General features: G+C 62.7%; 22 protein-coding genes. 11 read left to right on the top strand and 11 right to left on the bottom strand.

The features are described 5' to 3' along the window. Positions 1-9 precede the first annotated feature (9 nt). Positions 10-1068, top strand: a complete 1059-nt coding sequence (locus P0M12_RS14730) for an AAA family ATPase (RefSeq protein WP_007732419.1) — start codon at positions 10-12, stop codon at positions 1066-1068. 135 nt (positions 1069-1203) lie between these two features. After that, positions 1204-2889 (top strand): membrane protein, encoded by a 1686-nt coding sequence (locus P0M12_RS14725; protein WP_047270014.1) that lies wholly within the window; start codon positions 1204-1206, stop codon positions 2887-2889. Positions 2890-2944: 55 nt separating this feature from the next. Here P0M12_RS14725 and P0M12_RS14720 read toward each other — a convergent pair whose 3' ends face one another. Further along, entirely contained in the window at positions 2945-4336 is a 1392-nt protein-coding gene (locus P0M12_RS14720) for an MFS transporter (protein ID WP_003946096.1), read from the bottom strand. A 257-nt stretch (positions 4337-4593) separates the two neighbouring features. Here P0M12_RS14720 and nhaA point away from each other — a divergent pair, with 257 nt between their 5' ends. From nhaA to P0M12_RS14705, 3 genes are read left to right on the top strand one after another with little or no spacing between them, the layout of a single operon-like run. After that, complete coding sequence (gene nhaA / locus P0M12_RS14715; RefSeq protein WP_064443033.1) at positions 4594-5844, top strand: Na+/H+ antiporter NhaA; 1251 nt, start codon at positions 4594-4596, stop codon at positions 5842-5844. Then, positions 5841-6350, top strand: a complete 510-nt coding sequence (locus P0M12_RS14710; protein ID WP_007732413.1) for a phage holin family protein — start codon at positions 5841-5843, stop codon at positions 6348-6350. Before nhaA ends, P0M12_RS14710 begins: the two co-directional genes overlap by 4 nt. A gap of 15 nt (positions 6351-6365) precedes the next feature. After that, positions 6366-7301, top strand: a complete 936-nt coding sequence (locus P0M12_RS14705; protein WP_007732412.1) for an alpha/beta hydrolase — start codon at positions 6366-6368, stop codon at positions 7299-7301. Positions 7302-7304: 3 nt separating this feature from the next. On the opposite strand, the gene P0M12_RS14700 is transcribed toward P0M12_RS14705, so the two are convergent. From P0M12_RS14700 to nth, 4 genes are read right to left on the bottom strand one after another with little or no spacing between them, the layout of a single operon-like run. Next, a complete protein-coding gene (locus tag P0M12_RS14700; RefSeq protein WP_003946095.1) occupies positions 7305-8495 on the bottom strand; it encodes a MarP family serine protease in 1191 nt (396 codons plus the stop codon). Further along, positions 8492-9211 (bottom strand): CoA pyrophosphatase, encoded by a 720-nt coding sequence (locus P0M12_RS14695; RefSeq protein WP_063315187.1) that lies wholly within the window; start codon positions 9209-9211, stop codon positions 8492-8494. Before P0M12_RS14695 ends, P0M12_RS14700 begins: the two co-directional genes overlap by 4 nt. Then, on the bottom strand, positions 9208-9861 hold the full coding sequence (locus P0M12_RS14690; RefSeq protein ID WP_003943500.1) for a TlpA disulfide reductase family protein: 654 nt from the start codon (positions 9859-9861) through the stop codon (positions 9208-9210). Before P0M12_RS14690 ends, P0M12_RS14695 begins: the two co-directional genes overlap by 4 nt. A gap of 6 nt (positions 9862-9867) precedes the next feature. Further along, positions 9868-10653 (bottom strand): endonuclease III, encoded by a 786-nt coding sequence (nth, locus tag P0M12_RS14685; RefSeq protein ID WP_083059337.1) that lies wholly within the window; start codon positions 10651-10653, stop codon positions 9868-9870. An 80-nt stretch (positions 10654-10733) separates the two neighbouring features. Between nth and P0M12_RS14680 the strand changes: the two genes are divergently transcribed. The 6 genes from P0M12_RS14680 to P0M12_RS14655 all read left to right on the top strand — a co-directional run bounded on the left by P0M12_RS14680 (position 10734) and on the right by P0M12_RS14655 (position 15468). Further along, entirely contained in the window at positions 10734-11006 is a 273-nt protein-coding gene (locus P0M12_RS14680) for a hypothetical protein (RefSeq protein WP_019746620.1), read from the top strand. Positions 11007-11261: 255 nt separating this feature from the next. After that, the gene (locus P0M12_RS14675; RefSeq protein WP_003943506.1) at positions 11262-11936 is read left to right on the top strand and encodes a Crp/Fnr family transcriptional regulator; all 675 of its coding nucleotides are present in this window, start codon (positions 11262-11264) and stop codon (positions 11934-11936) included. A 130-nt stretch (positions 11937-12066) separates the two neighbouring features. Next, the gene (locus tag P0M12_RS14670; protein WP_007732407.1) at positions 12067-12537 is read left to right on the top strand and encodes a nuclear transport factor 2 family protein; all 471 of its coding nucleotides are present in this window, start codon (positions 12067-12069) and stop codon (positions 12535-12537) included. Between the two features lie 15 nt (positions 12538-12552). Continuing rightward, entirely contained in the window at positions 12553-13113 is a 561-nt protein-coding gene (locus P0M12_RS14665; RefSeq protein ID WP_054827456.1) for a TetR/AcrR family transcriptional regulator, read from the top strand. Positions 13114-13198: 85 nt separating this feature from the next. Further along, entirely contained in the window at positions 13199-14491 is a 1293-nt protein-coding gene (locus tag P0M12_RS14660; RefSeq protein WP_228401742.1) for a carboxylesterase family protein, read from the top strand. Between the two features lie 50 nt (positions 14492-14541). Further along, positions 14542-15468: a LysR substrate-binding domain-containing protein gene (locus P0M12_RS14655; protein ID WP_003943516.1), complete on the top strand. Its 927-nt coding sequence runs from the start codon at positions 14542-14544 to the stop codon at positions 15466-15468. 58 nt (positions 15469-15526) lie between these two features. Here P0M12_RS14655 and P0M12_RS14650 read toward each other — a convergent pair whose 3' ends face one another. The 6 genes from P0M12_RS14650 to P0M12_RS14625 all read right to left on the bottom strand — a co-directional run bounded on the left by P0M12_RS14650 (position 15527) and on the right by P0M12_RS14625 (position 21327). Beyond that, positions 15527-16885, bottom strand: coding sequence for an MFS transporter (locus P0M12_RS14650; RefSeq protein WP_042446679.1), 1359 nt, complete (start codon positions 16883-16885; stop codon positions 15527-15529). 184 nt (positions 16886-17069) lie between these two features. Then, positions 17070-18065 carry an amidohydrolase family protein gene (locus P0M12_RS14645; RefSeq protein WP_042446676.1) on the bottom strand — a complete coding sequence of 332 codons (996 nt, stop codon included), beginning with the start codon at positions 18063-18065 and terminating at the stop codon, positions 17070-17072. A 3-nt stretch (positions 18066-18068) separates the two neighbouring features. After that, complete coding sequence (locus tag P0M12_RS14640) at positions 18069-18590, bottom strand: 3-hydroxyanthranilate 3,4-dioxygenase (protein WP_003943511.1); 522 nt, start codon at positions 18588-18590, stop codon at positions 18069-18071. Then, complete coding sequence (locus tag P0M12_RS14635; RefSeq protein WP_063315191.1) at positions 18587-19039, bottom strand: RidA family protein; 453 nt, start codon at positions 19037-19039, stop codon at positions 18587-18589. The genes P0M12_RS14640 and P0M12_RS14635 overlap by 4 nt, the downstream gene beginning before the upstream one ends. After that, positions 19036-19809: a fumarylacetoacetate hydrolase family protein gene (locus P0M12_RS14630; protein WP_003943526.1), complete on the bottom strand. Its 774-nt coding sequence runs from the start codon at positions 19807-19809 to the stop codon at positions 19036-19038. The genes P0M12_RS14635 and P0M12_RS14630 overlap by 4 nt, the downstream gene beginning before the upstream one ends. A 42-nt stretch (positions 19810-19851) precedes the next feature. Beyond that, entirely contained in the window at positions 19852-21327 is a 1476-nt protein-coding gene (locus P0M12_RS14625; RefSeq protein ID WP_277377881.1) for a 2-hydroxymuconic semialdehyde dehydrogenase, read from the bottom strand. Positions 21328-21419 lie beyond the last annotated feature (92 nt).

The raw sequence follows: 21419 nt of genomic DNA, 5'->3' as shown, positions 1-21419 counted from the left end.
GATCTCACTGTGCCTTATATCACCGACATGCTCCATGACCGGAACAGTGCAGCAGCACCACCGCCGGCCGAGGAACGAACCGAACCCGTACCGGTCGGGGCCTTCGACGCTCGCAAGCTCTCGAAAGCCCTGAGTTCCAAGATCGTCGGACAACAGGCCGCCGTCGACGCAGTGGTTCGTGCGATTTCGATCGCGCATGTCGGTGCCACGGATCCGACGCGTCCGCTCGCAAACATCCTTCTCGTTGGCCCGACCGGCGTCGGCAAGACGGAATTGGTGCGGCGCGTGGCCGCAGAACTACGGTCAGGACCCGATGATCTGTGCCGCATCGACATGAATGCTCTTGCGCAAGAGCATTATGCGGCGTCATTCTCCGGGGCTCCACCTGGATATGCCGGTAGCAAGGAGTCCTTCACGCTGTTCGACAAGAACACCGTCGAGGGCGATCCGTACACCCCCGGAATCGTCCTGTTCGACGAAGTGGAGAAGGCCGACCCCACCGTGCTGCGTGCGCTCCTGCAGGTCCTCGACAACGGCGAACTCCGGTTGGCGAACGGTCAGCAGAAGATCTCGTTCCGCAACAGCTACGTGTTCCTGACCTCGAATCTCGGCTCTGCTGCGGTGGCAGAACGTCGGCGCTCTCACCTGCGGCAGCTCGCCGATCGCGTCCGGATCGATCGACCGCGCCATGGTCATCATCTGGTGCAACGCGCGTTGGAGAAGTTCTTCGACCCCGAATTCTTCAACCGCATCGACGAAACCGTGATCCTCGACGAGTTCGACGAACAGACCGCGGAACAAGTGACCCGTCTCGAGATCGAACTGATCACGACTCGGTTGGCCAGGAGAGGCATCGACGTCGAGGTGGAGGACAGCGCCGTCGCCCTGTTGCAACGGCGCGGGTTCGACCCGGTGTACGGAGCACGTGGCCTGCGCCGGACCATCCGGAACGTCTTGGCCGACCCGGTGGCCGCCGCCGTTCTCGACCTTCGGCCGGTCGGGACGCAGCCACTCGCCTTGCAGGCGCGGGCAGTTGGTGATCAGATACAGGTAAAGAAAGTCCCATGAGTGCTCGCTCACGTTGCGGATCGAATCCGCAACGTGGGCGACACATTTCAAACATGTCCGCGTAACGCCACCTCCCTAGGTTGGGTGCCTGCACCACAAAGTGCACATGCACAGGCACCCAGGGGAAGTGACGTCATGACAGCAGTGAACGAGCAGGTGTCCGCCGGCGCACCGGACAGGGCAGATCTCGGTGAGAATGCCGCACTGAAGGAGACTCTGGAGGACTACACCCTCCGATTTGCGCCACGCAGCTACCGCAAATGGGGAACCGGCGTCGTCGCGACCTCCGCGCTCGGCGGAATCGCGTATCTCGCAGACTTCTCGATCGGCGCCAACATCGGCATCTCGTACGGCACCGGTAACGCATTGCTGGGCATCGCCGTGTTTGCCGTCGTCATCATGGCGACCGGCTTCCCACTCGCCTACTATGCCGCGCGATACAATATCGACCTCGATTTGATCACTCGTGGAAGCGGTTTCGGCTACTACGGCTCGGTGGTCACCAACGTCATCTTCGCGACGTTCACCTTCATCTTCTTCGCGCTCGAAGGTTCCATCATGGCCCAGGGTTTGAAACTGGGGCTCGGGATCCCACTCTCGATCGGCTACGCGGTCTCGACCCTGATGGTCATTCCACTGGTCATCTACGGAATGAAGGCTCTGGCAAAGCTCCAAGTGTGGACGACGCCTCTGTGGCTCGTCATGATGGTGCTGCCGTTCCTGTATCTGCTGTTCAAGCACCCTGATTCGGTGAGCGCGTTCTTCGCCTTCGGCGGTGAGGACGGCGCAAACGGCAAGGGCGTCAACTTCGGATCGGTGATGCTGGCCGCGGGTGTCTGCTTGTCGCTGATCGCACAGATCGCCGAGCAGATCGACTACCTACGCTTCATGCCGCCCAAGACGCCGGAAAACACCCGCCGTTGGTGGGCTGCAGTAATTCTCGCCGGCCCCGGCTGGGTGATCTTCGGCGCGTTCAAGCAGATCGTCGGACTGTTCCTCGCCGTGTACATCATCGCGAACGTCGTCGACGGATCCTCGATCGCCAATCAGCCCGTGCACCAGTTCCTCGAGATCTACCAGGACATGATGCCTCACTGGCTGGCCATGACGCTGGCCGTGATCCTCGTGGTCATCAGCCAGATCAAGATCAACGTCACCAACGCGTACTCCGGCTCACTGGCCTGGACCAACTCGTACACCCGCGTCACCAAGACCTACCCCGGACGCATGGTCTTCGTTCTGGTCAACCTGGCGATCGCACTGATCTTGATGGAAGCCAACATGTTCGACTTCCTCAACACGATCCTCGGGTTCTACGCCAACTGCGGTATCGCCTGGGTCGTGGTCGTCGCCTCGGACATCGCGATCAACAAGTACTGGTTGAAGCTCTCCCCGAAAGTCCCCGAGTTCCGACGCGGGATGCTCTACGACGTCAACCCCGTCGGCTTCGTGTCGATGCTGCTGGCCGCGGGCATTTCGATCCTGGTGTTCTTCGGTGCTTTCGGTTCGGCGATCAAGCCGTTCTCCCCGATCGTCGCAATCGTCATCGCACTGGTGATGCCGCCGATCCTGGCCGTCGCCACCAAGGGAAAGTACTACCTACGACGCACCGACGACGGCATCGATCTGCCGATGTTCGACGAGTACGGGAACCCCTCCGGTGAAACGCTTCTGTGCTGCGTCAGCGGAATCGAATTCGAGCGTCCCGACATGCTCGCGTCGAACGTGCCCGGTCCGAACGGCGAGAAGCAGTACATCAGCTCCCTGGCCTTGAGCACCGACAAGACCGGTGAGCACGTCCTGCCTGCTCAGCTTCCCTGACAACTGCTGTGCGCCTTTATTAACCGCCGGGGGTTAATAAAGGCGCACAGCAGGGTTATGCCCCTACATCGTCGAGCGACTCACCCTTCGTCTCACGCATGACCAGCAGCGCGACAAAAGTCAGCGTCGCCGCTACGAGAAGATAGATGCCGACCCAACCGACGCCGTAGTTCTTCGCGAGGTAGACGGCGATGAACGGCGCCACCGCTGCGCCCAGAATACTGGCCGTGTTGTACGCGATTCCCGAGCCCGTGTAGCGGACGTTGGTCGGGAAGAGTTCTGGGAGAACGGCACTCATCGGGCCGAAGGTCAGGCCCATGAGCAGCATGCCCACGATGAGGAACGCCAACATGCGACCGTCGTTCATTCCGTCCGGTTCGAGGAAGACACCGAAGGTCAAGCCGAACACCATGATCAGACCGGTGATGATCAGCAAGGTGATACGACGCCCGTAACGGTCGGCGAGCCAACCCGAGACCGGCACGGCGGCAGCGAAGAACACGACTGCGATGAGCTGCAGGACAAGGAAATCGGTGTACTTGAAGCCCGCACCGGTTCCACCGTCGGCCGGCGTCTTGCCGGTTCCGTGGCTGAGAACCCAGGTGGTCATGATGTAGAACAGCGTGTACGTCGCGAGCATCACGAACGTACCGATGATCAGCTGACGCCAACTGGTCTTGAATACCTCGGCGACCGGAGTCTTGACCTTCTCGCCGCGCTCGACTGCGCGCGCGAACACCGGGGTTTCCTCGAGCTTGAGCCGGACGTACAGGCCGATCATCACCATGATTGCGCTGAGCAGGAACGGAATTCGCCATCCCCAACTCAGGAAGGCACCCTCGAGGTCCGGGCTGGAATTGTCGTGGTTCATGAACAACGTGATGATCAGGAACAGTCCGTTGGCCATGAAGAAGCCGATGGGCGCACCGAGTTGCGGCCACATCGCCGCCCAGGCCCGCTTGCCTTCCTTGGCCGTCTCGGTCGCGAGCAGAGCCGCGCCCGACCATTCGCCGCCGAGTCCGAGGCCCTGGCAGAAACGCATGAGCGCCAACAGCGCCGGGGCCAGTAGACCGATCTGGTGATAAGTGGGCAACAGTCCGATGAGGAAGGTCGCGATACCCATCGTCAGCAGCGAGCCGACCAGAGTTGCCTTGCGTCCGACGCGGTCACCGAAGTGCCCGAAGAGAATCGAGCCGAGGGGACGGGCGACAAACGCGAGTCCGAACGTCGCCAACGACGCGAGAAGCGCGGTGGTGTCGTTGCCCTTCGGGAAGAACAGGTGCGGGAACACCGATACTGCCGCTGTTGCATAGATGTAGAAGTCGTAGAACTCGATGGACGTACCCACCATGCTGGCGACCACGATTCGGCTGCGCGGCACTCCGGCGACGGTATCTGCGTCGCCGCCCTCCGGCTTGGGTGGATTCTCACTGACTGACGTGCTCAAAACATGCTCCTGCGCCGTTATACGAAAGATGTCCAATTGGTGGGATAGTGTCCCAATCAGTAGGAATTGAACACCCGCGGGGTTTTCCGACGCAAATTCGGTTCGCGAATTCGGCTCAGCGGGCAATCCGCGATAAAATTCCGTAAAGGTGAGCCGGGAAGTCTGGTCGGCACGTGCATTCGATGCGTCACAACGTCGATCACGTTCATGTCTGTTGCATCCGAATTCGGTTGCACGAACAAAGGTCGTCCCCACGCGTGATCTCCACCCTGCGTTCCGAACTGTCCCGCTACCTCCGCACCGAAACGGTGGGCGGATCGATCCTCCTGATCGCTGCCGCCCTCGCTCTGATCTGGGTGAACTCGCCTTTCGGTGAGAGCTACATCGCACTACGTGACTTCCAGATCGGTCCGTCCGCACTCCATCTCGACCTCAGCTTGGGCACGTGGGCGCAGGACGGACTGCTTGCCGTCTTCTTCTTCGTCGCCGGCCTCGAACTCAAACGTGAACTGGTGGTCGGCGAACTCGCGGACCGCAAAGCCGCGATGCTCCCGATCATCGCGGCGTGCGGCGGCGTCCTGGTCCCCGCGATCATCGCGGCGTCCATCGGTTTCGGCACGCCCGGCATGGACAAGGGCTGGGCCATTCCCGTCGCGACGGACATCGCTTTTGCCCTCGGCGTGCTCGCGCTGACCGGCTCGAAGATCCCGGCGAGCGCCCGAGTTTTCCTGCTCAGCCTGGCCGTCGTCGACGATCTGCTCGCGATCATCCTCATCGCCGTACTGTTCACCGGTTCCCTCGCGATGTTGTGGCTGCTGACCGCGGCCGCAGCCCTGGCTGCCTACGCCTACGCCCAACACAAACGCATCACGACGCCGTTCCTCTACGTCCCGCTGGCACTACTGACCTGGTACGCGATGCACGAAGCGGGGATACACGCCACACTCGCGGGCGTCGCGCTCGGCTTACTCACCCGGGTGAGGCGCGATCCGGACGAGGAGTACGCGCCCGGTAACCGTCTCGAGCACCGTATTCAGCCCTACTCTGCAGGCTTCTGTGTCCCCGTCTTCGCACTGTTCGCCTCCGGTGTTCCGATCAACGCGGCGGTGCTCGGCGACATTTTCACCGACCCCGTCGGGCAATCGGTTGTCGTCGGTCTTCTGGTCGGCAAAACCGTCGGAATCTTCGGAATTTCCCTGCTCGCGATCAAATTAGGGATAGCAACCAAACCCAAGACACTGGAATTGAGAGACATGTTTGCCCTCTCAGTTCTCGGTGGCATCGGGTTCACCGTTAGCCTGCTTGTAGCAGACCTCGCATTGGACGGGGTCGGCGATGGCAGCGAGGCCGAGATAGCGAAGGCCGCAGTTCTCGTGACATCGTTGGTGGCATCGCTGATCGGATCAGCGCTGCTGTGGCGACGTGGACGAGTTCATGCGGCTCGAGACGACGCTTCCACCGCCATTGCCACGGACGCGAGAGAACTACCTGGAGAGGTCGACAAGTGAGCTTGACCAACGGAGAGAGCCAGCGCTTCACCGGAGATGGAGTACCGAACACGGTCTCTTCCATCCCTCTCACCGATGTGGACGCCCGCACGCCGGGCGAGGCCACCATCGGGGCCCTCGTCAAGGACGCGACCGCACAGGTCTCCACCCTCGTGCGCGCCGAGGTCGAACTTGCCAAGGCCGAGGTGACGGGCGAGGTCAAGAAGGGTCTGCAGGGCAGCGTCTTCTTCATCCTGGCCTTCACGGTTCTGCTGTTCAGCTCGTTCTTCTTCTTTTTCTTCCTGGCCGAGATGCTCGACACCTGGGTGCCGCGCTGGCTGGCGTTCCTCATCGTCTTCCTGATCATGGTGGTGACCACCGCGATTCTGGCGCTGCTCGGTTATCTGCGCGTGCGCAAGCTGAGGGCTCCGGAGAAGACGATCGAATCGCTCAAGCAGGCCAAGAACGTCATCCCCGGCAGCCATGACGACGCAAAGCCGTCTGTCGATTTCAACGCGCGCCGGTAGCGAGTCTGATCGAAAGTGGCAGCCCCAGATCCATCCACCGTCAGGTTCGACGGCCCCTGGATTCACCGGGACATTCACGCCAACGGCATCCGGTTTCACGTCGTCGAGGTAGGCGACGCGGAGCCGGATGCTCCGTTGGTGGTCCTGTTGCACGGATTCGCCGATTTCTGGTGGTCCTGGCGCCATCAGTTGACGGCACTGTCGGAGCAGGGATTCCGCGTCGTCGCCATGGATCTTCGTGGGTACGGCGATTCCGACAAGCCCCCTCGCGGCTACGACGGTTGGACGCTCGCCGGTGACGTAGCCGGCCTCATTCGTGCGATGGGTTACGGCAAGGCCACGCTGATCGGTCATGCCGACGGCGGGTTGGTGTGCTGGGCGACCGCGCTCCTGCATCCACGCCTGGTGCGGTCGATCGCGCTGATCTCGTCTCCACACCCGATGGCGCTCAAGAAAGCAGTCGTCCGCGACCCCTATCAGCGCCGCGCGCTTTTGCCCTCGTTCCTGGCCTATCAGGTACCGCTACGCCCGGAACGTCGGTTGACGGCCGACAACGGCGCCGAAGTGGAGCGTCTGGTTCGCTCGCGGTCCGGCCCCACCTGGCCGCAGCAACCCGAATTCGCAGACGTCATGAGCAAGATGCGGTCCGCGATCCGGATCCCGGGCGTCGCGCATTCCACGTTGGAGTACCAGCGTTGGGCCTTCCGCAGCCAGCTCCGCCCCGAGGGCCGACGTTTCATGCGTTTGATGGATCAGGTTCTTCGCATTCCGATCGTCCAGATTCACGGCGAACTCGACCCGTACGTGCTCACCCGTACCGTGCGTCGCGACAAGCACTGGGCTCCCGGCGAGAAACTGCGCACCATTGCCGGAGTCGGTCATTACGCGCATCAGGAAGCCCCCGAGCGCGTCAATCGCGAACTCGGGGACTTCCTCCTTACGGAGAAGTGACCGCTACAGGATGCACGCGCCCGTCGGTACGGGCGTCGATGCCGAGGCAGCCGCGTTCAACTGGCGCGAGACTTCCTGCGCGGTGAGGACGAATCCGGTGTCACTGTCGTCGACGGCAGCGCCGAACACGACGCCGAGGACCCGCCCCTGATCGTCGACCATCGGTCCACCCGAGTTGCCCTGCCGGATGGATCCGCGGACGGTGTAGACCTCACGCTGGGTGGTTCCGGCCTTGTAGATGTCCGGCCCGTTCAGGTTGAGGACCTCACGAACGCGGGCTGCGCTGGCCGTGTACGGACCACCGCCGGGGTAACCGAGCACCAACGCGTTGTCACCGGTCCGAGCCTGCTCCGGAGCGAACGGCAGCACCGGCGCGTCCAATCCGGGAACCGCCAGAATCGCGATGTCCACGGCGGAGTCGAAGAGAACCACCTGCGCGGGCAGTGCGCCTTCCATGGTGTCCACGGTGATGCTCTCGGTTCCGGCAACCACGTGGGCGTTGGTCATGACGCGTTCGGGGGCGACGATGAATCCGGATCCCTCGAGCGCGCGCTGGCAACTCGGTGCGACGCCGTTGATGCGGAGAACACTCGGACGCAACTGCGCCGCCAACGGACTGGCGAGAACGCTCGCGTCGGGTGCTTCGACCTCGGTGATGGGCGTGCGCCCGAACGGGCCGATGACGTCAGGCAGGCCGGAGGTGTCGAGCAGCGCCGAGAACTCGGTCGGGATGCGGCGCAGCCACTGCGGCGCCACTTCGTCCACGCTGGCGAGAACGTCCGAACCACGAACAGCGGCGGCAATATTCGGCTGCGACGAGGAAGTGAGCGGAATCGCGAGCAACCACGCCGCGACCACGACAGCCACCGCCTGTAGACCCGCACCGATGACGCTGTCGACGGATCGCGCCGTCGGACTGTGCATTCCGCTGCGCGCCGCGCGTCCGAGCACCATGCCGGCGACCTCGCCGATGATGACCAACACGACGATCAGCGAGATGCCCGCGAGGATGCGCAGCTTGCCTTCGGTGACGTGCACGAGCAGGTGCGGCGCCAACAGAATCCCGGCGACGGCACCGAGGATCACGCCGACGAACGCCAGCGCCGACGCCACCGCACCCTGACGCCATCCGGACGTGGCCGCGATGAGGGCAACCAGAACGATGGCGATGTCCACCCAACGAGAACCTGTCATCGCGGCACCGCCGAATCCTCGACACCTTCACCGAACTCGGACAGCGCTGTGTCCAGGTCTCTCACGTCCTCGTAGTTCCACGGAATCTCCCAGCCCGACACCGTGAACAGCGCCGCGAGGATTCCTGCTGTGAACCCCCAGACCAGCATGCCGTCGGCGCGGAACGCCGGGCCCTGGTACCCGAGGGGATGTCGAACCTGAAACCGGTTGTCGGGGTCGAGCAACGTGCGCAGCGGCACCCGGGCCACCCGTCCGACCTCGCCCTCGTCCTGAATGCCCACCGTCGTCGGCTGCTCCCAGTAGCCGAGCACCGGCGTCACGTCGAAACCCGACGGCGGGATGAAGATCTCCGGCAGCACGGTGAGGGGCTGAACTCCGCTCGGATCGAGCCCGGTCTCCTCCTGCGCTTCACGCAGCGCGGTGCCGACGGGGCCGTCGTCGCCCGGATCGGCGGCACCGCCGGGGAATGCGACCTGTCCGCTGTGCTGACGCATCGTCGACGCCCGTTGGGTCAGCAGGACGTCTGCGCCCTCCGGCAAGCCGCCGACGGCGAGAGGGTCTGCCTCACGCGGTCCGCCGAAGAGCACGAGCACCGCGGCCGGACGCGTCACGGTGCCGCGCGGCGCGCGACGCGCGAGGACTGGGTTGATCCGATGGGGATCGGTGGGCTGGGTGCTGGCGACAGCGCGCAACCACTCGGGAACCGGTGTACTCATACGACGACTCCCAGATATTGCGCCGCAGCGGCGGCGATCTCGTCCGCACTGCGGAAGGGTTGGGGCAAGACCTTGGCGACTGTTCCATCCGCGCGCACGAGCACCGACACCGGCAGCACCGGCGGTGCGCCCACTGCGATCCGTACCTTGCCGTCACCGTCCTGGACGCCGGGCAAACGCACCGAGTAGTCGATGAGTCGCGTCAAAGCGTTCTCCTGATTCGGATCCGAATGCACGGTCAGCACGTTGATGCTGCCGTCGGCGCGCTCCGCGAATTCCTGAAGGTACGGAAGCTCTTCGGCGCATGGCGCGCACCAGTACGCCCACAGATTGAGCAGAGTCGGCTTTCCGCCCACCGCTGCGGCAAGGTCGACGGGCGCTCCGTCGGAGACGCAGTCGAGGGTGATTCCGGCGAGAGCCGAGCCGGCAGGCGCTTCGCCGGTCGGAGTCGGGCAGGAAGCCAGAGCCGCCTGGCTACGGAGTTGATCGAGCGATTCCGACGACGGAGTGAACGTCGGCGGCTGATACGCGGACGAGGACGGGCCCGTCGACGTGGGCGTCGTGTCGTCTCCTCCGCGCGGCCAGATCGCCACGACGAGAGCCGCGACGACCACGAGCGCAGCGAGAGACCATCTTCCGGCACTTGTCATCGGCGATCACAACCCTGCCAGGGCGAGCAGATGATCGGCCTCGGGGCCTTTCACCAGGGCCGCGGCCTCGGTTTTGTCGGTCGGGCCGAGACCGTACGACGGGCAGTCCTTGGCCAGGACACACACACCGCATGCGGGCTTGCGCGCGTGGCAGACCCGTCGGCCGTGAAAGATCACGCGATGCGAGAGCAGAGTCCATTCCTTACGTTCGATCAGTGCCCCGACGGCGTGTTCCACCTTGACGGCATCTTCTTCCTCGGTCCACTTCCACCGACGCACGAGCCGACCGAAGTGGGTGTCGACGGTGATTCCCGGAATGTCGAAGGCATTGCCCAGCACGACGTTCGCGGTCTTGCGTCCGATGCCTGGGAGTTTCACCAGATCTTCGAGCTTGTTCGGGACCTGCCCGTCGTGGCGTTCGAGTAGCGCCTGACCGAGTCCGATCAGCGACGTCGTCTTGTTCCGGTAGAAGCCGGTGGAGCGGATGTACTCCTCGAGTTCGGTCCGATCGGCTTCCGCGTATGCCTTTGCGTCGGGATAACGGGCGAAGAGTGCCGGCGTGACCATGTTGACGCGGACGTCGGTGCATTGCGCCGACAGGATTGTCGCCACTGCCAGTTCCAACGGAGTCGTGAAGTCGAGTTCGCAGTACACGTGTGGGAAAGCCACAGCGAGCTCACGATTCATCCGACGCGCCCGGCGTACCAATCCGAGGTGTGATTCTTCCTTCCGCGCACCCCCCGAACGCGGTTTCTTCCGCTGCTCTGAACTGCCTGTCGGGGTGGTCTGCACTCAGACAACTGTACGGATACGACATGAGTGGAGACTCCGTCGTGTCGATTCTGAGACCTTCGACGTGTTTACTTCCCCCTATGCAAGGACTCGCAGTAATTCTCTTTCCGCTACTGCTTATGCTCTTTGCCCTGGCGATGGAACGAGTCGAAGGGCGATTGCGTCGGCTCTCGGTCCAAGAGCATGAAGTAGAAGACTTCCTCGACCAGGCAAGTCACGACGACGTCGCCCGCCTGGCAAGCGATGGGTTTCCCCATGCGTTCGCCCGCTTCCACCGGAAGCGTAAGGGCCGTCAGTCGGAGGCTCCCGAGAGCGCCAGCCTGGGCGAAATCCGGACACAACGGGCAAGTTGACGGCCATACAAAGTAGTCACCGCAGCAGATTCCGGAAGAATTTTCGGCTCTTACGTGGCATCAATCACTCGTCGCGAGCTAACGGGACGTAGACTTCGATGCCGTACCTGTTGCATTGAACACAGATTGCATTGGACACAGTGTCTCACTCATGAGGGCTGAGCCTGTGTACGACGGTTTGTGCGCAGCGAGGGTACAAAGATAGATAGCGCAAAAATGACACCACAAACGAACAAATCCCAACAAGGAGCGCACGTGGACGACGTCCTGGCAAGAGCCGGCATCTTCCAAGGAGTCGAGCCCTCAGCGGTAGCGGCGCTGACAAAGCAGCTGCAGCCCGTCGACTTCCCCCGTGGACATGTCATCTTCAACGAAGGTGAACCCGGTGACCGCCTGTACATCATCGTGTCCGGCAAGGTGAAGATCGGTCGACGCTCACCCGACGGTCGCGAGAACCTGCTGACGATCATGGGCCCGTCCGACATGTTCGGCGAACTGTCCATCTTCGACCCCGGCCCCCGCACCTCGACGGCTACGACCGTCACCGAGGTTCGCGCCGTGAGCATGGACCGCGACGCTCTCAAGGCATGGATCCAGCAGCGCCCCGAGATCGCCGAGCAGCTTCTGCGCGTTCTCGCCCGCCGTCTGCGTCGTACCAACAACACCCTGGCCGACCTGATCTTCACGGACGTTCCCGGCCGTGTCGCCAAGGCGCTCCTGCAGCTCGCGCAGCGCTTCGGCACTCAGGAAGGTGGCGCCCTGCGCGTCACTCACGACCTCACGCAGGAAGAGATCGCCCAGCTCGTCGGCGCTTCCCGCGAGACCGTCAACAAGGCGCTCGCTGATTTCGCACACCGCGGATGGCTTCGCCTCGAAGGCAAGAGCGTCCTGATCTCGGATTCCGAGCGCCTCGCTCGTCGCGCGCGCTAGCTCTTCCTGTTCGACTCTTTCGGCCGCTCCCGCTTCGGTGGGGGGCGGCCGAAGTCGTTCACTGGACTCTTGTTGTACCTATCGGTAAAGTCTGTACCGATAGGTACATATCTGATCGAGAGGCCCCGCAATGACCGTCCGAGCACCGATTCCGCCCTTCACTCACGAAACTGCCGTCCAGAAGGTCCGCCTCGCCGAGGACGGATGGAACTCCCGCGACCCGCACAAGGTGTCACTGGCCTACACGCCGGACAGTTGGTGGCGTAATCGGTCGACGTTCGTCACCGGCCGATCCGAGATCGTCGAACTTCTGACCGAGAAGTGGACCCGCGAACTGGACTACCGGTTGATCAAAGAGTTGTGGGCACACAGCGACGACCGCATCGCAGTGCGATTCGCGTACGAGTGGCACGATCACGACGGGCAGTGGTTCCGCTCCTACGGCAACGAGAACTGGGAATTCGACGCCGACGGACTCATGCACCACCGTCATGCCAGCATCAACGACGTTCCCATCGAGGAGTCCGAGCGAAAGTTCTTCTGGGATCCGACCGGACCACGCCCGCACGATCATCCGGGCCTGAGCGAGTTGGGTCTGTGATGAAAGGATGAATCCATGGCCAGACAGGTAGCTGAACGCTCGGACACGATTCCCGCTCTCGCGAACGTGTTTCGAACCTACGGGTTCGACGGAGCAAGCCTGGCCGTGATCACCGAACACACCGGTTTGGGCAAAGGCAGTCTCTACAACTTCTTTCCGCGCGGGAAGGAAGAGATGGCCGAGGCGGTGCTCGACGAGGTCGACAGATGGTTTCGCGCCGAAGTCTTCGAACCTCTTCGAGCAGAATCGGTTCCACCGAGGCAGCGCATCCAGAGCATGTTCGCTACCGCGGGCGACTACTTTCGGTCAGGGCAACGCATTTGCCTGTTCGGCGCATTTGCACTCGGTGAAGAGCGAAACCGCTTCGGCGCCAGGGTCCGAACATACTTCGACGAATGGACAGCGGCTCTCGAGGCGGCACTCGTCGGTGCCGAAGATTCCATCGGACTCGCCGAAGAAGCCGTGGCCGGGATCCAAGGGGCGATCGTGATGTCCCGGGCACTGGACGACGGTTCCGTATACAGCCGAGTGACGACGCGACTCGAAGATCGACTGGTACAGGCACTCACGCCGTAACGCATACCGCACGACCACAAAGGCATTTGTGCCGCGGCATCCACCTGGCATGCTCGAAAAAGCATGCACAAGAAGAAAGGAACCCATGCCCTCGTTCGAGACGGTGATCGCATCCACCCCTTTGGGGAAGGTCCGCGGCCGAAAGCGTGACGGTTCCTACTACTTCGGTGCGATCCCCTACGCCAGCGCACCGCGCTTCGAGAAGCCTCGACCGGTGGAACCGTTCTCCGACGTCTTCGACGCCACAGCGCTTGGAACGGTCTTCCCCCAACCACCTTCACGACTCGAACGCATCATGGGGCCACCGCTCCCCGAACCGGAGCACAGCGAGGACAGCTTCACCGTCACCGTCACAACCCCGTCGCTGACCGGTCATCGCCCGGTGATGGTGTGGCTTCACGGTGGCGGGTACTCCAGTGGCGGCGGCTCACTCCCCTGGTACGACGGCGGCGCTTTGTCAGCCGAGGGCGACGTCGTCGTGGTGTCGGTCAACTATCGCGTCGGCGTGCTCGGATACCTCCTCCTCGACGGCGTCAGCGAAGGCAATCTCGGGGTACACGATCAGATCGCGGCGCTCGAGTGGGTGCGCGAGAACATCGAGGCATTCGGCGGCGACCCAGACTCGGTCACCGTATTCGGTCAGTCGGCCGGCGCTCATTCCATTGTGAATCTGTTGAGCAGTAACAACTCTCGAACCCTGTTCCATCGAGCAATTCTGCAGAGCACCCCACGGCCGGACCTCAACTTCACGCAGGCTGCCGCGATCGAGAACGGGGAGACGTTTGCCCGACTGCTCGACGGAGATCCTCGGACCGCGCCGCTCTTCCACATTCTCGACGCATTCCGCGGCACGGCTGTCGAGTTCAGCCGGCGGTCCCCCAATGTCGTGCAACCGCCCTTCGCGCCGATCTCCGAACTGGAACCGGTGATCCGAACTTTCGAAACAGCGCCTGACGTCATCGTGGGATACACCCGAGACGAGGGATCTGCTTTCGTGCGCGACGTAGCGGGAGTACCCGATCCCGAACACGTCGCCGAAAAGGCACTGACACAGAACATGTTTGCCGAACCGGCAATGGAGCTGGCCGAGACCTTCACAGCGGCCGGCGCGTCGGTGTACACGTACCGCTTCGACTGGGCACCGACGGACGACGTCTTCGGAGCAACTCACTGCATAGAACTACCCTTCGTGTTGGGAACCGAGCAGTCCTGGCAGGGCTCACCGATGCTGGGCAGCAGCGACTGGCAGAGCATCGACGCACTGGGCCGTCGGATACGCCGGCACTGGACGTCGTTTGCGCACACGGGAAGTCCGGACAGCAGCGAAACCTGGGAGAAGTACACCTCGTCCCAATCGATCGGAATCACCTTCTCCTGAGCAACTTCGGGCGCCTACCCACCCGGAGAAATCCCGTCTAGGATTGCTCCATGGACATGCCCAAGCTCCTCGACGGGCGACTCAAACTCCGCCATCTCCTGCTCGTCGACGCATTGAGCCGTCAGGGCAGTGTGGTCGGCGCCGCTGCCGCACTTCACATCACGCAACCTGTCGCGACTCGGAGTCTGCACGACATCGAGTCCATTCTCGGCGTCTCGCTCTTCGACCGCGGCCCACGCGGCATCACCCCGACCATTTTCGGCGAGGCCTTCACAACTCATGCACGGGCCGTGATCGCGCAGCTGACCGAAGCCGGGCGACACGTCGTCGAACTTGCCGACGCCAATCGCGGAACCGTCATCGTGGGAACACATCTCGCCGGATCCAACGTGCTGCTTCCCGGCGCTATCGCGCGCCTGAAGGTTCACCACCCGTTGCTCACCGTCGTCGTGCGCGAAGGTACGCCAGAGCAGTTGCTCACCGATCTGGAAGCGGGCCGAATCGACCTGATCGTCGGCCGGCTCACCTCACCTACCGATGACACCGCGACAAGACGGAACCTCTACGCCGAATCCGTCGAACTCGTCACCCGCGTAGATCACCCGCTCGCTCACCGCGAGGACGTCCAACTCGAAGAACTACGCGGCTTCCCCTGGATCCTTCCCGGGGTCGAGACAGTGCTCCGACGCGAACTCGAGGAGTTCTTCGCCCGGAACGGCTTGCCGTTGCCCGAAAATCGGGTCGAGGCAACCTCTTTCCTCACCGTGCGTCAGCTACTGGTCGAGACCGACATGATCGCGGTACTACCGAGCCTCATCCCCCGCGACGATGCGCGCTTGACCACCCTGTCCATCACACTCGATCCGATCGGGCACAGCGTCGGCATCACCTCGTCGGCGACTCGCACGTCGAGTCCGTCCGCGCAGGCCCTGATCGCGACGCTGGAGTCCTTTGCAACTGAGCTCATGCGACCGTGAAACGCCGATCGGCCCGTTCCCTCCAGAGGGAACGGGCCGATGTCGGATCAACCAGGACTCAGGCGTTTTCGGAGACGCGAATCTCCTCGTGCTCCAAGCCCCGCGACGAATCGGGGACAATCTTGAACAGTGCGATGGCGCCGACCAGGCTGATCGTGCACACCCCGGCGAGATACCAGGTCACACCGACCGAAGATCCGGTGGCGTCGAGCAGAGCCGTGGCGATCATCGGTGCCAGTCCACCGCCGAGAATTGCACCGCTCTGGAGGATCAGAGACGAGCCGGAATAGCGGACCTTGGCCGGGAAGGTATCGGCGATGATGCTGCCCTGGACACAATGTGTGACCGGAACGATCAGGCCCATGCCCAGGAACGCGATGACGGCGACCATTTTGTTCTCGGTGTTGAGGAGCGGGAAGAACACGATGCACCACAACAGGATTGCAGCTGATCCGCCGATGAACATGTGCCGACGCCCGTACTTGTCGGCGATCTTTGTCCAGAACGGGATGGAAAGGAACCACAGGACTGCTGCCGCGGTCACGCTGAGCACCAGGAATTGCTTGTCGTAGCCCAGATGTTGAGTTCCGTACGACAGGGTGAACACCATGAAGGCGTACGCCACGGCGGAGTTCGCCAAGCACGCGGCAAGCGTGAGAGACAAACGGGGGAAGCCGACCTTGAGCGACTCACGCAGCGGGAAGCGGACTATTTCGCCCTTCTCCATGATCCCGGCGAATGACGGCGACTCGGTGACGCGCAGGCGAATCACCAGACCGATCGCCACCAGAACGAAGCTGAGCAGGAACGGGATTCGCCAACCCCACGAAGCGAATGCCGAGTCCGACATCACGGCGTTGGTCGTCAGGAAGATGCCGTTGGCGAGAACCAGTCCGGCGGGTGTGCCCATCTGAGGGAAACCTGCATAGAGATTCTTCTGCCCCGCCGGCGCGTGCTCCATCGACATGAGTGTCGCGCCGGCGCCTTCACCGCCCAGACCGATGCCCTGAACGACGCGCATCGCCACCAGGAGGACGGGCGCCCAGAAACCGATGGAGTCGTAGTTCGGGATGAGGCCGATGAGTGTGGACCCGATGCCCATCATCACCAATGAGACCACGAGCGTGGCCTTGCGCCCGATCCGGTCACCGAAGTGCCCGAACACGAGTCCACCCACCGGCCGTGCAATGAACCCGACGGCGAAGGTGCTGAAGGCAGCCAGCGTGCCGGCCGTGGGGCTCAGGCTCGGGAAGAATTGTTTGTTGAAGATCAACGCGGCGGCTGTGCCGTAGAGGAAGAAGTCGTACCATTCGAGAGTTGTGCCGGCCAGGGTTGCCATGGCAACTCGGCTACGGGCCGCTTTCTCCGGCAACGGCTTTCCGTCGCTCGTAGTGCTGTTGGATATCTTGTCTGACATCGCGGAACCTATCGATTGGATGGGGCAGGCGGACGATGAAGTCTGTAGTCACCGACCCCGTCTTCGGGATTGTCGGTATCACGAGCGTCGTCGATCGTTGTGTTTGGAATTGTGCTCGCTCGAGACATGACTCACAAATGCCGAATTCACCGTCCGCCATACCGGAAAAGGTATAGCCGGGGCCTCAGACGAGACCCAGGAAGCGTTCGGCATTCCCCCGCGAAATCAGTTGGCGCGCAGTATCGTCCAAGAACTCACTCTTGCGAACCACCTCACCGACCGGACGCTCCCCCAAGGGGTACGGGTAATCACTACCCACCATCACACGGTCCACCCCCACCGTGTCCACCAACAGTCGCAGCGCACGCTCGTCGAAGACGACGGAATCCACGTAGAACCTTCCCAGGTAGTGCGAAGGCGGGAACTGCGACGTACCGATGATGTCGTTGCGGCCGTGCCAGGCGTTTTCCATCCGTCCCAACCAGAACGCGAAAGATCCACCACCGTGCGCAAATCCGATCTTGAGACGATCGTCGATCTTGTCGAACACCCCACCGAGAATCAGTGCGAGTATCGACAGGTGCGTTTCGGCCGGCATCGCAGTGAGCCACTGCGCCATCCAGCGATCGAGGCGCGGAGAGTTGGCCATGTCCCACGGGTGCACGAATACCGGCACGTCCAGCGACGCGCAGTGCTGCAGGAACGTCACCACGCCCTCGCTGTCGAGGTCCAGATCGCCGACATGATTGCCGATCTCGACACCGCGGTGCCCGTTCGCGATGCACCGCTCCAACTCACGGCACGCTGCGTCGGTGTCTTGCAGAGGCACCTGGCAGAAGGGAATCAACCGATCCTTCGCCGGCTCCACGATCTCGAGTGCGAGGTCGTTGAAGATCCGTGCAATGCGACTTGCCTGCTCACCGCTCCGGCCGTAGTTGAAGAACGCCGGAGTAGGTGAGACGACCTGCTTCTGCACGCCGTCGGCATCCATGTCCCGAAGCCGCACCTCGGCGTCCCAGGCATCGGACTGGATGCGACGGAACTCCTTGGTGCCCATCATGATCATTGCTTCGGTTTCCGACTCGACCTTCAGCCACGGCGCTTGCGGCCCCGCGTCTTCGGTCAGATCCGGCCACCCGTTGGGCACGTAGTGGGTGTGGATGTCGATCAGGTTGCTCATAGCTCAGCCCTTGCCGGGATGGAGCGTGCCGCACTTGTCACACGTGCGGGCTTCTTCGCTCTCGTAGAACTTGACGAACACCGGCGGAAGGTCGGCCACGATGTCGCGCACCTGAAGTTCGACCTCGTGAATCTTGTGATCACATTCGAGGCAGTACCACTGGAACTTCTCGAGCGTGCCTTCCTTGCGGACGCGTTCGATGACCAGGCCGATCGAGCCCGCGGTGGGACGCTGCGGCGAATGCGGAATGTCTCCTGGCAGCAACCAAGTTTCACCCTCGCGAATGTCGACGCGCTGAGGACCGTCTTCGGTCATGACATTGACGTGGATGTCGCCTTCGAGCTGGTAGAACCACTCCTCGTACGGATCGAGGTGGTAGTCGGTCCGCTGGTTGGGGCCGCCGACGACCTGCACGATGAAATCGTCTCCGAGCGCCATCGTCTGATTGTTGACGGGCGGCTGCAGGAGGTGGCGGTTGTCGTCGATCCACTTCTTGAAGTCGATGACGGGAGGAATCGTGGTCATGATGCATTCTCCGTATCTTCGGACGCCGAGCGTCGGGAGGCGGGCACGTACGCCACGCCGGAAATTTCGATGAGCAGGTGAGGGTGGGGCAGCTGGTGAACAGCCACAGTCGTTCTCGTCGGACCGTTTTCGTCGAACAGTTCGGCGTACACCTCGTTGTATCCGCCGAAGTCGTTCATCGACACCAGGTAGGAGGTGACCTGAACCAGATCACTCAGTTCTCCACCCACTTCGGCGAGAATCGCCGCGATGTTCTCGATGACGGCACGCGTCTGCGCCCGAATGTCGAGCGCCGTGGTCCCCATCTCGTCGACCGCGACGCCGACAAACGTGTTGTCGGGCCGACGCGAACTGGTCCCGGAGACATAGACGAAATCGCCGACCACCTTGACGTGGGGGAACTTTCCGCGCGGCTTCGCCAGCCTCTCGATGACCTGCGCCCCACTCATCGCTTCACACCTTTCACCGTGACGGTTCCGAGTCCGTCGATCGTGCACTGTGCGACGCCCTCGTCGAGTCGCACAGCTGCTGTGGCGGCACCGGCCAGAATTACCTGCCCGGCGCGCAACGGGATTCGGCGTCGACGAGCGATGTCGAGCAGTGCATGCAGAGCTCGCACCGGATCGCCGAGAATGGCCGACGTGGAACCGACTACCGTCTCGCCGCCGACTTCCATACGTACGGAACGGTCTTCGACGTTCTGTAGCGGCAGCCACCTCCCGATCACGTACCCGGCAGCGCTGGTGTTGTCAGCGACGACGTCGGTGTAGGTGAAGCGGAAGTCGCGGTACCGCGAGTCGATGATCTCCATTGCGGGAGCCAGTGCGTCGACGCAGGTTTCGATGTCGACGTTCGGATCGTCGAGATCGACGTCCTTCGACAGGCGGTATGCCACTTCGGGTTCGATCTTGGGATGAATGAACGTCCTCAGGTCGACTTCGCCGCCGTTGCTCACGCACATCGCGTCGGTCAACTGACCGACGATCACTTCGGAGACACCCATCTGCGCCATCTTCGCTTTGCTCGTGAAGCCGAGCTTGATGCCCACAATCGATTCACCACGGCTGGTGCGCCGTTCGAGGAGTTCGTTCTGGATCCGGTAGGCCTGGTCGATGTCGATGGTGTGTTCGTCGGCGAGGCTCGGGGTGTCGGTGCGCGTCTGCGCAGCGTCGTCGAGGCGACGCGCGAGCGCGGATACGGTGTCTTCGGGGGCTGTCATCACGCCTCGCTCATTTCTGGAAAACTTTTGCGGTTTCGATGTTCACAGTTGCACACATACATTCGTCGGTTCGGTGTAGAAGTGCAGCGAGGACTCGCCGCCCTCACGTCCGATGCCGGACAGGCCCATGCCGCCGAAGGGAGATCGCAGTTCGCGGGTGAACCACGTGTTGACCCAGGAGATTCCGACGTTCATCTTCTGCGCGACGCGGTGTCCGCGGCGCAGGTCGTTGGTCCACACGGAGGCAGCAAGGCCGTACTCGGTGTCGTTTGCGAGGGCGATCGCTTCGGCTTCGGTCTCGAACGGAATGAGTGCCGCGACGGGTCCGAAGATCTCCTCACGTACGGCGCGATCCTTGTTGGTCAAGCCAGTCCACAGGGTGGGTTCGATCCAGGATCCGCCCGACAGTTCCTGTCCGAGGTCCGGAATACCGCCGCCGGTCAGCACTTTCGCGCCTTCCTGCTCGGCGATCTCGAAGTAGTCGAGTACCTTCTTCCGGTGTGCCTGCGAAATGAGCGGTCCGGTCGTCGTTGGATCGAGCGTCGGGTCGCCCAGACGCAGTCCTGCTGCCCGCTCGACGAGTCCACCGGCGATGTCTTCGAAAATGCTGCGGTGCACGTACACCCGCTCGGTGCACAGGCAGACCTGGCCGGTATTGGTGAACACCGATTTGGTCAGGCCCGTCAGGGCTTCGTCGATGTCGACGTCGTCGAAGACGATCGCGGCGTTCTTGCCGCCGAGCTCGAACGAGACCGGACGGACTCGCGGCGCAACGGTTTTCATGACATGCGAACCCGTTGCCGAAGATCCGGTGAAGGTGACCCCGTCGATACCGGGGTGCGTGGTGAGGAACTCGCCGGCCGAGTTCGCACCGAATCCATGGACGACGTTGTAGACGCCGGCAGGCAGGCCGACCTCTTCGAGCACCTCGGCCAGCAACGACGCAGTCGCCGGGGTCTCCTCGGAAGGTTTGACCACCACGGAGTTTCCGCACGCGAGCGCGGGCGCAACCTTCCAGGTCAGGAGAAGCAGCGGCAGGTTCCACGGAACGATCACGGCGACGACGCCGAGCGGCTTGCGGATCGCGTAGTTCAGCGCCTGCTTGCCGCCCGCGAGATCCGTGACAAACGATTCCTGTCCCGCCGCGGCGACGATGTCGGCGAAGGTGCGGAAGTTCGTCAGGGCGCGCGCGACGTCGAGTTCGCGTGCCTGCGTGATCGGCTTGCCGGTGTCCGCCATCTCTGCGGCGACGAACTCTTCGAATCGCTCCTCGATCCGGTCGGCAGCGCGTCGCAGCAGAGCCGTCCGCTCTCGAACCGGCGTATCGGCCCAACCGTTGTCCAGAGCACGTCTGGCAGAGGTCACGGCCCGATCGACCAGGGCCTTGTCGGCCTCGTGGACCCGGGCGAGAACACGGCCCGTTGCTGGGTCGACCTGATCGAAGCTCGACGACTCGTCGGGTTCGACATAGGAGCCGTCCACGTAATTGCGGATCCATCCGTCGCATTGTGAGGTCATGGACTAACTATTGGGCCGTTACCCATATCAAACAAATGCAAAAACTGCCGCCAGCTATACCTCGATCGGCATAGATGGCGGCAGTTCGGCCA

The organism is Rhodococcus sp. RCBS9 (assembly GCF_029457415.1).
Classification (GTDB): Bacteria; Actinomycetota; Actinomycetes; order Mycobacteriales; family Mycobacteriaceae; genus Rhodococcus_F; species Rhodococcus_F qingshengii.
Note: the sequence above shows the minus strand (reverse complement) of the source record. Positions and strands in the feature narration are given on the sequence as shown.

What these genes read in the sequence shown, in the direction of transcription:
- P0M12_RS14725 (WP_047270014.1), top strand. Translation starts at nt 1,204, where the DNA reads ATGACAGCAGTGAACGAGCAGGTGTCCGCCGGCGCACCGGACAGGGCA.
- P0M12_RS14700 (WP_003946095.1), bottom strand. Translation starts at nt 8,495, where the DNA reads ATGACAGGTTCTCGTTGGGTGGACATCGCCATCGTTCTGGTTGCCCTC.
- P0M12_RS14695 (WP_063315187.1), bottom strand. Translation starts at nt 9,211, where the DNA reads ATGAGTACACCGGTTCCCGAGTGGTTGCGCGCTGTCGCCAGCACCCAG.
- P0M12_RS14690 (WP_003943500.1), bottom strand. Translation starts at nt 9,861, where the DNA reads ATGACAAGTGCCGGAAGATGGTCTCTCGCTGCGCTCGTGGTCGTCGCG.
- P0M12_RS14680 (WP_019746620.1), top strand. Translation starts at nt 10,734, where the DNA reads ATGCAAGGACTCGCAGTAATTCTCTTTCCGCTACTGCTTATGCTCTTT.
- P0M12_RS14670 (WP_007732407.1), top strand. Translation starts at nt 12,067, where the DNA reads ATGACCGTCCGAGCACCGATTCCGCCCTTCACTCACGAAACTGCCGTC.
- P0M12_RS14665 (WP_054827456.1), top strand. Translation starts at nt 12,553, where the DNA reads ATGGCCAGACAGGTAGCTGAACGCTCGGACACGATTCCCGCTCTCGCG.
- P0M12_RS14660 (WP_228401742.1), top strand. Translation starts at nt 13,199, where the DNA reads ATGCCCTCGTTCGAGACGGTGATCGCATCCACCCCTTTGGGGAAGGTC.
- P0M12_RS14655 (WP_003943516.1), top strand. Translation starts at nt 14,542, where the DNA reads ATGGACATGCCCAAGCTCCTCGACGGGCGACTCAAACTCCGCCATCTC.
- P0M12_RS14650 (WP_042446679.1), bottom strand. Translation starts at nt 16,885, where the DNA reads ATGTCAGACAAGATATCCAACAGCACTACGAGCGACGGAAAGCCGTTG.
- P0M12_RS14645 (WP_042446676.1), bottom strand. Translation starts at nt 18,065, where the DNA reads ATGAGCAACCTGATCGACATCCACACCCACTACGTGCCCAACGGGTGG.
- P0M12_RS14640 (WP_003943511.1), bottom strand. Translation starts at nt 18,590, where the DNA reads ATGACCACGATTCCTCCCGTCATCGACTTCAAGAAGTGGATCGACGAC.
- P0M12_RS14635 (WP_063315191.1), bottom strand. Translation starts at nt 19,039, where the DNA reads ATGAGTGGGGCGCAGGTCATCGAGAGGCTGGCGAAGCCGCGCGGAAAG.
- P0M12_RS14630 (WP_003943526.1), bottom strand. Translation starts at nt 19,809, where the DNA reads ATGACAGCCCCCGAAGACACCGTATCCGCGCTCGCGCGTCGCCTCGAC.
- P0M12_RS14625 (WP_277377881.1), bottom strand. Translation starts at nt 21,327, where the DNA reads ATGACCTCACAATGCGACGGATGGATCCGCAATTACGTGGACGGCTCC.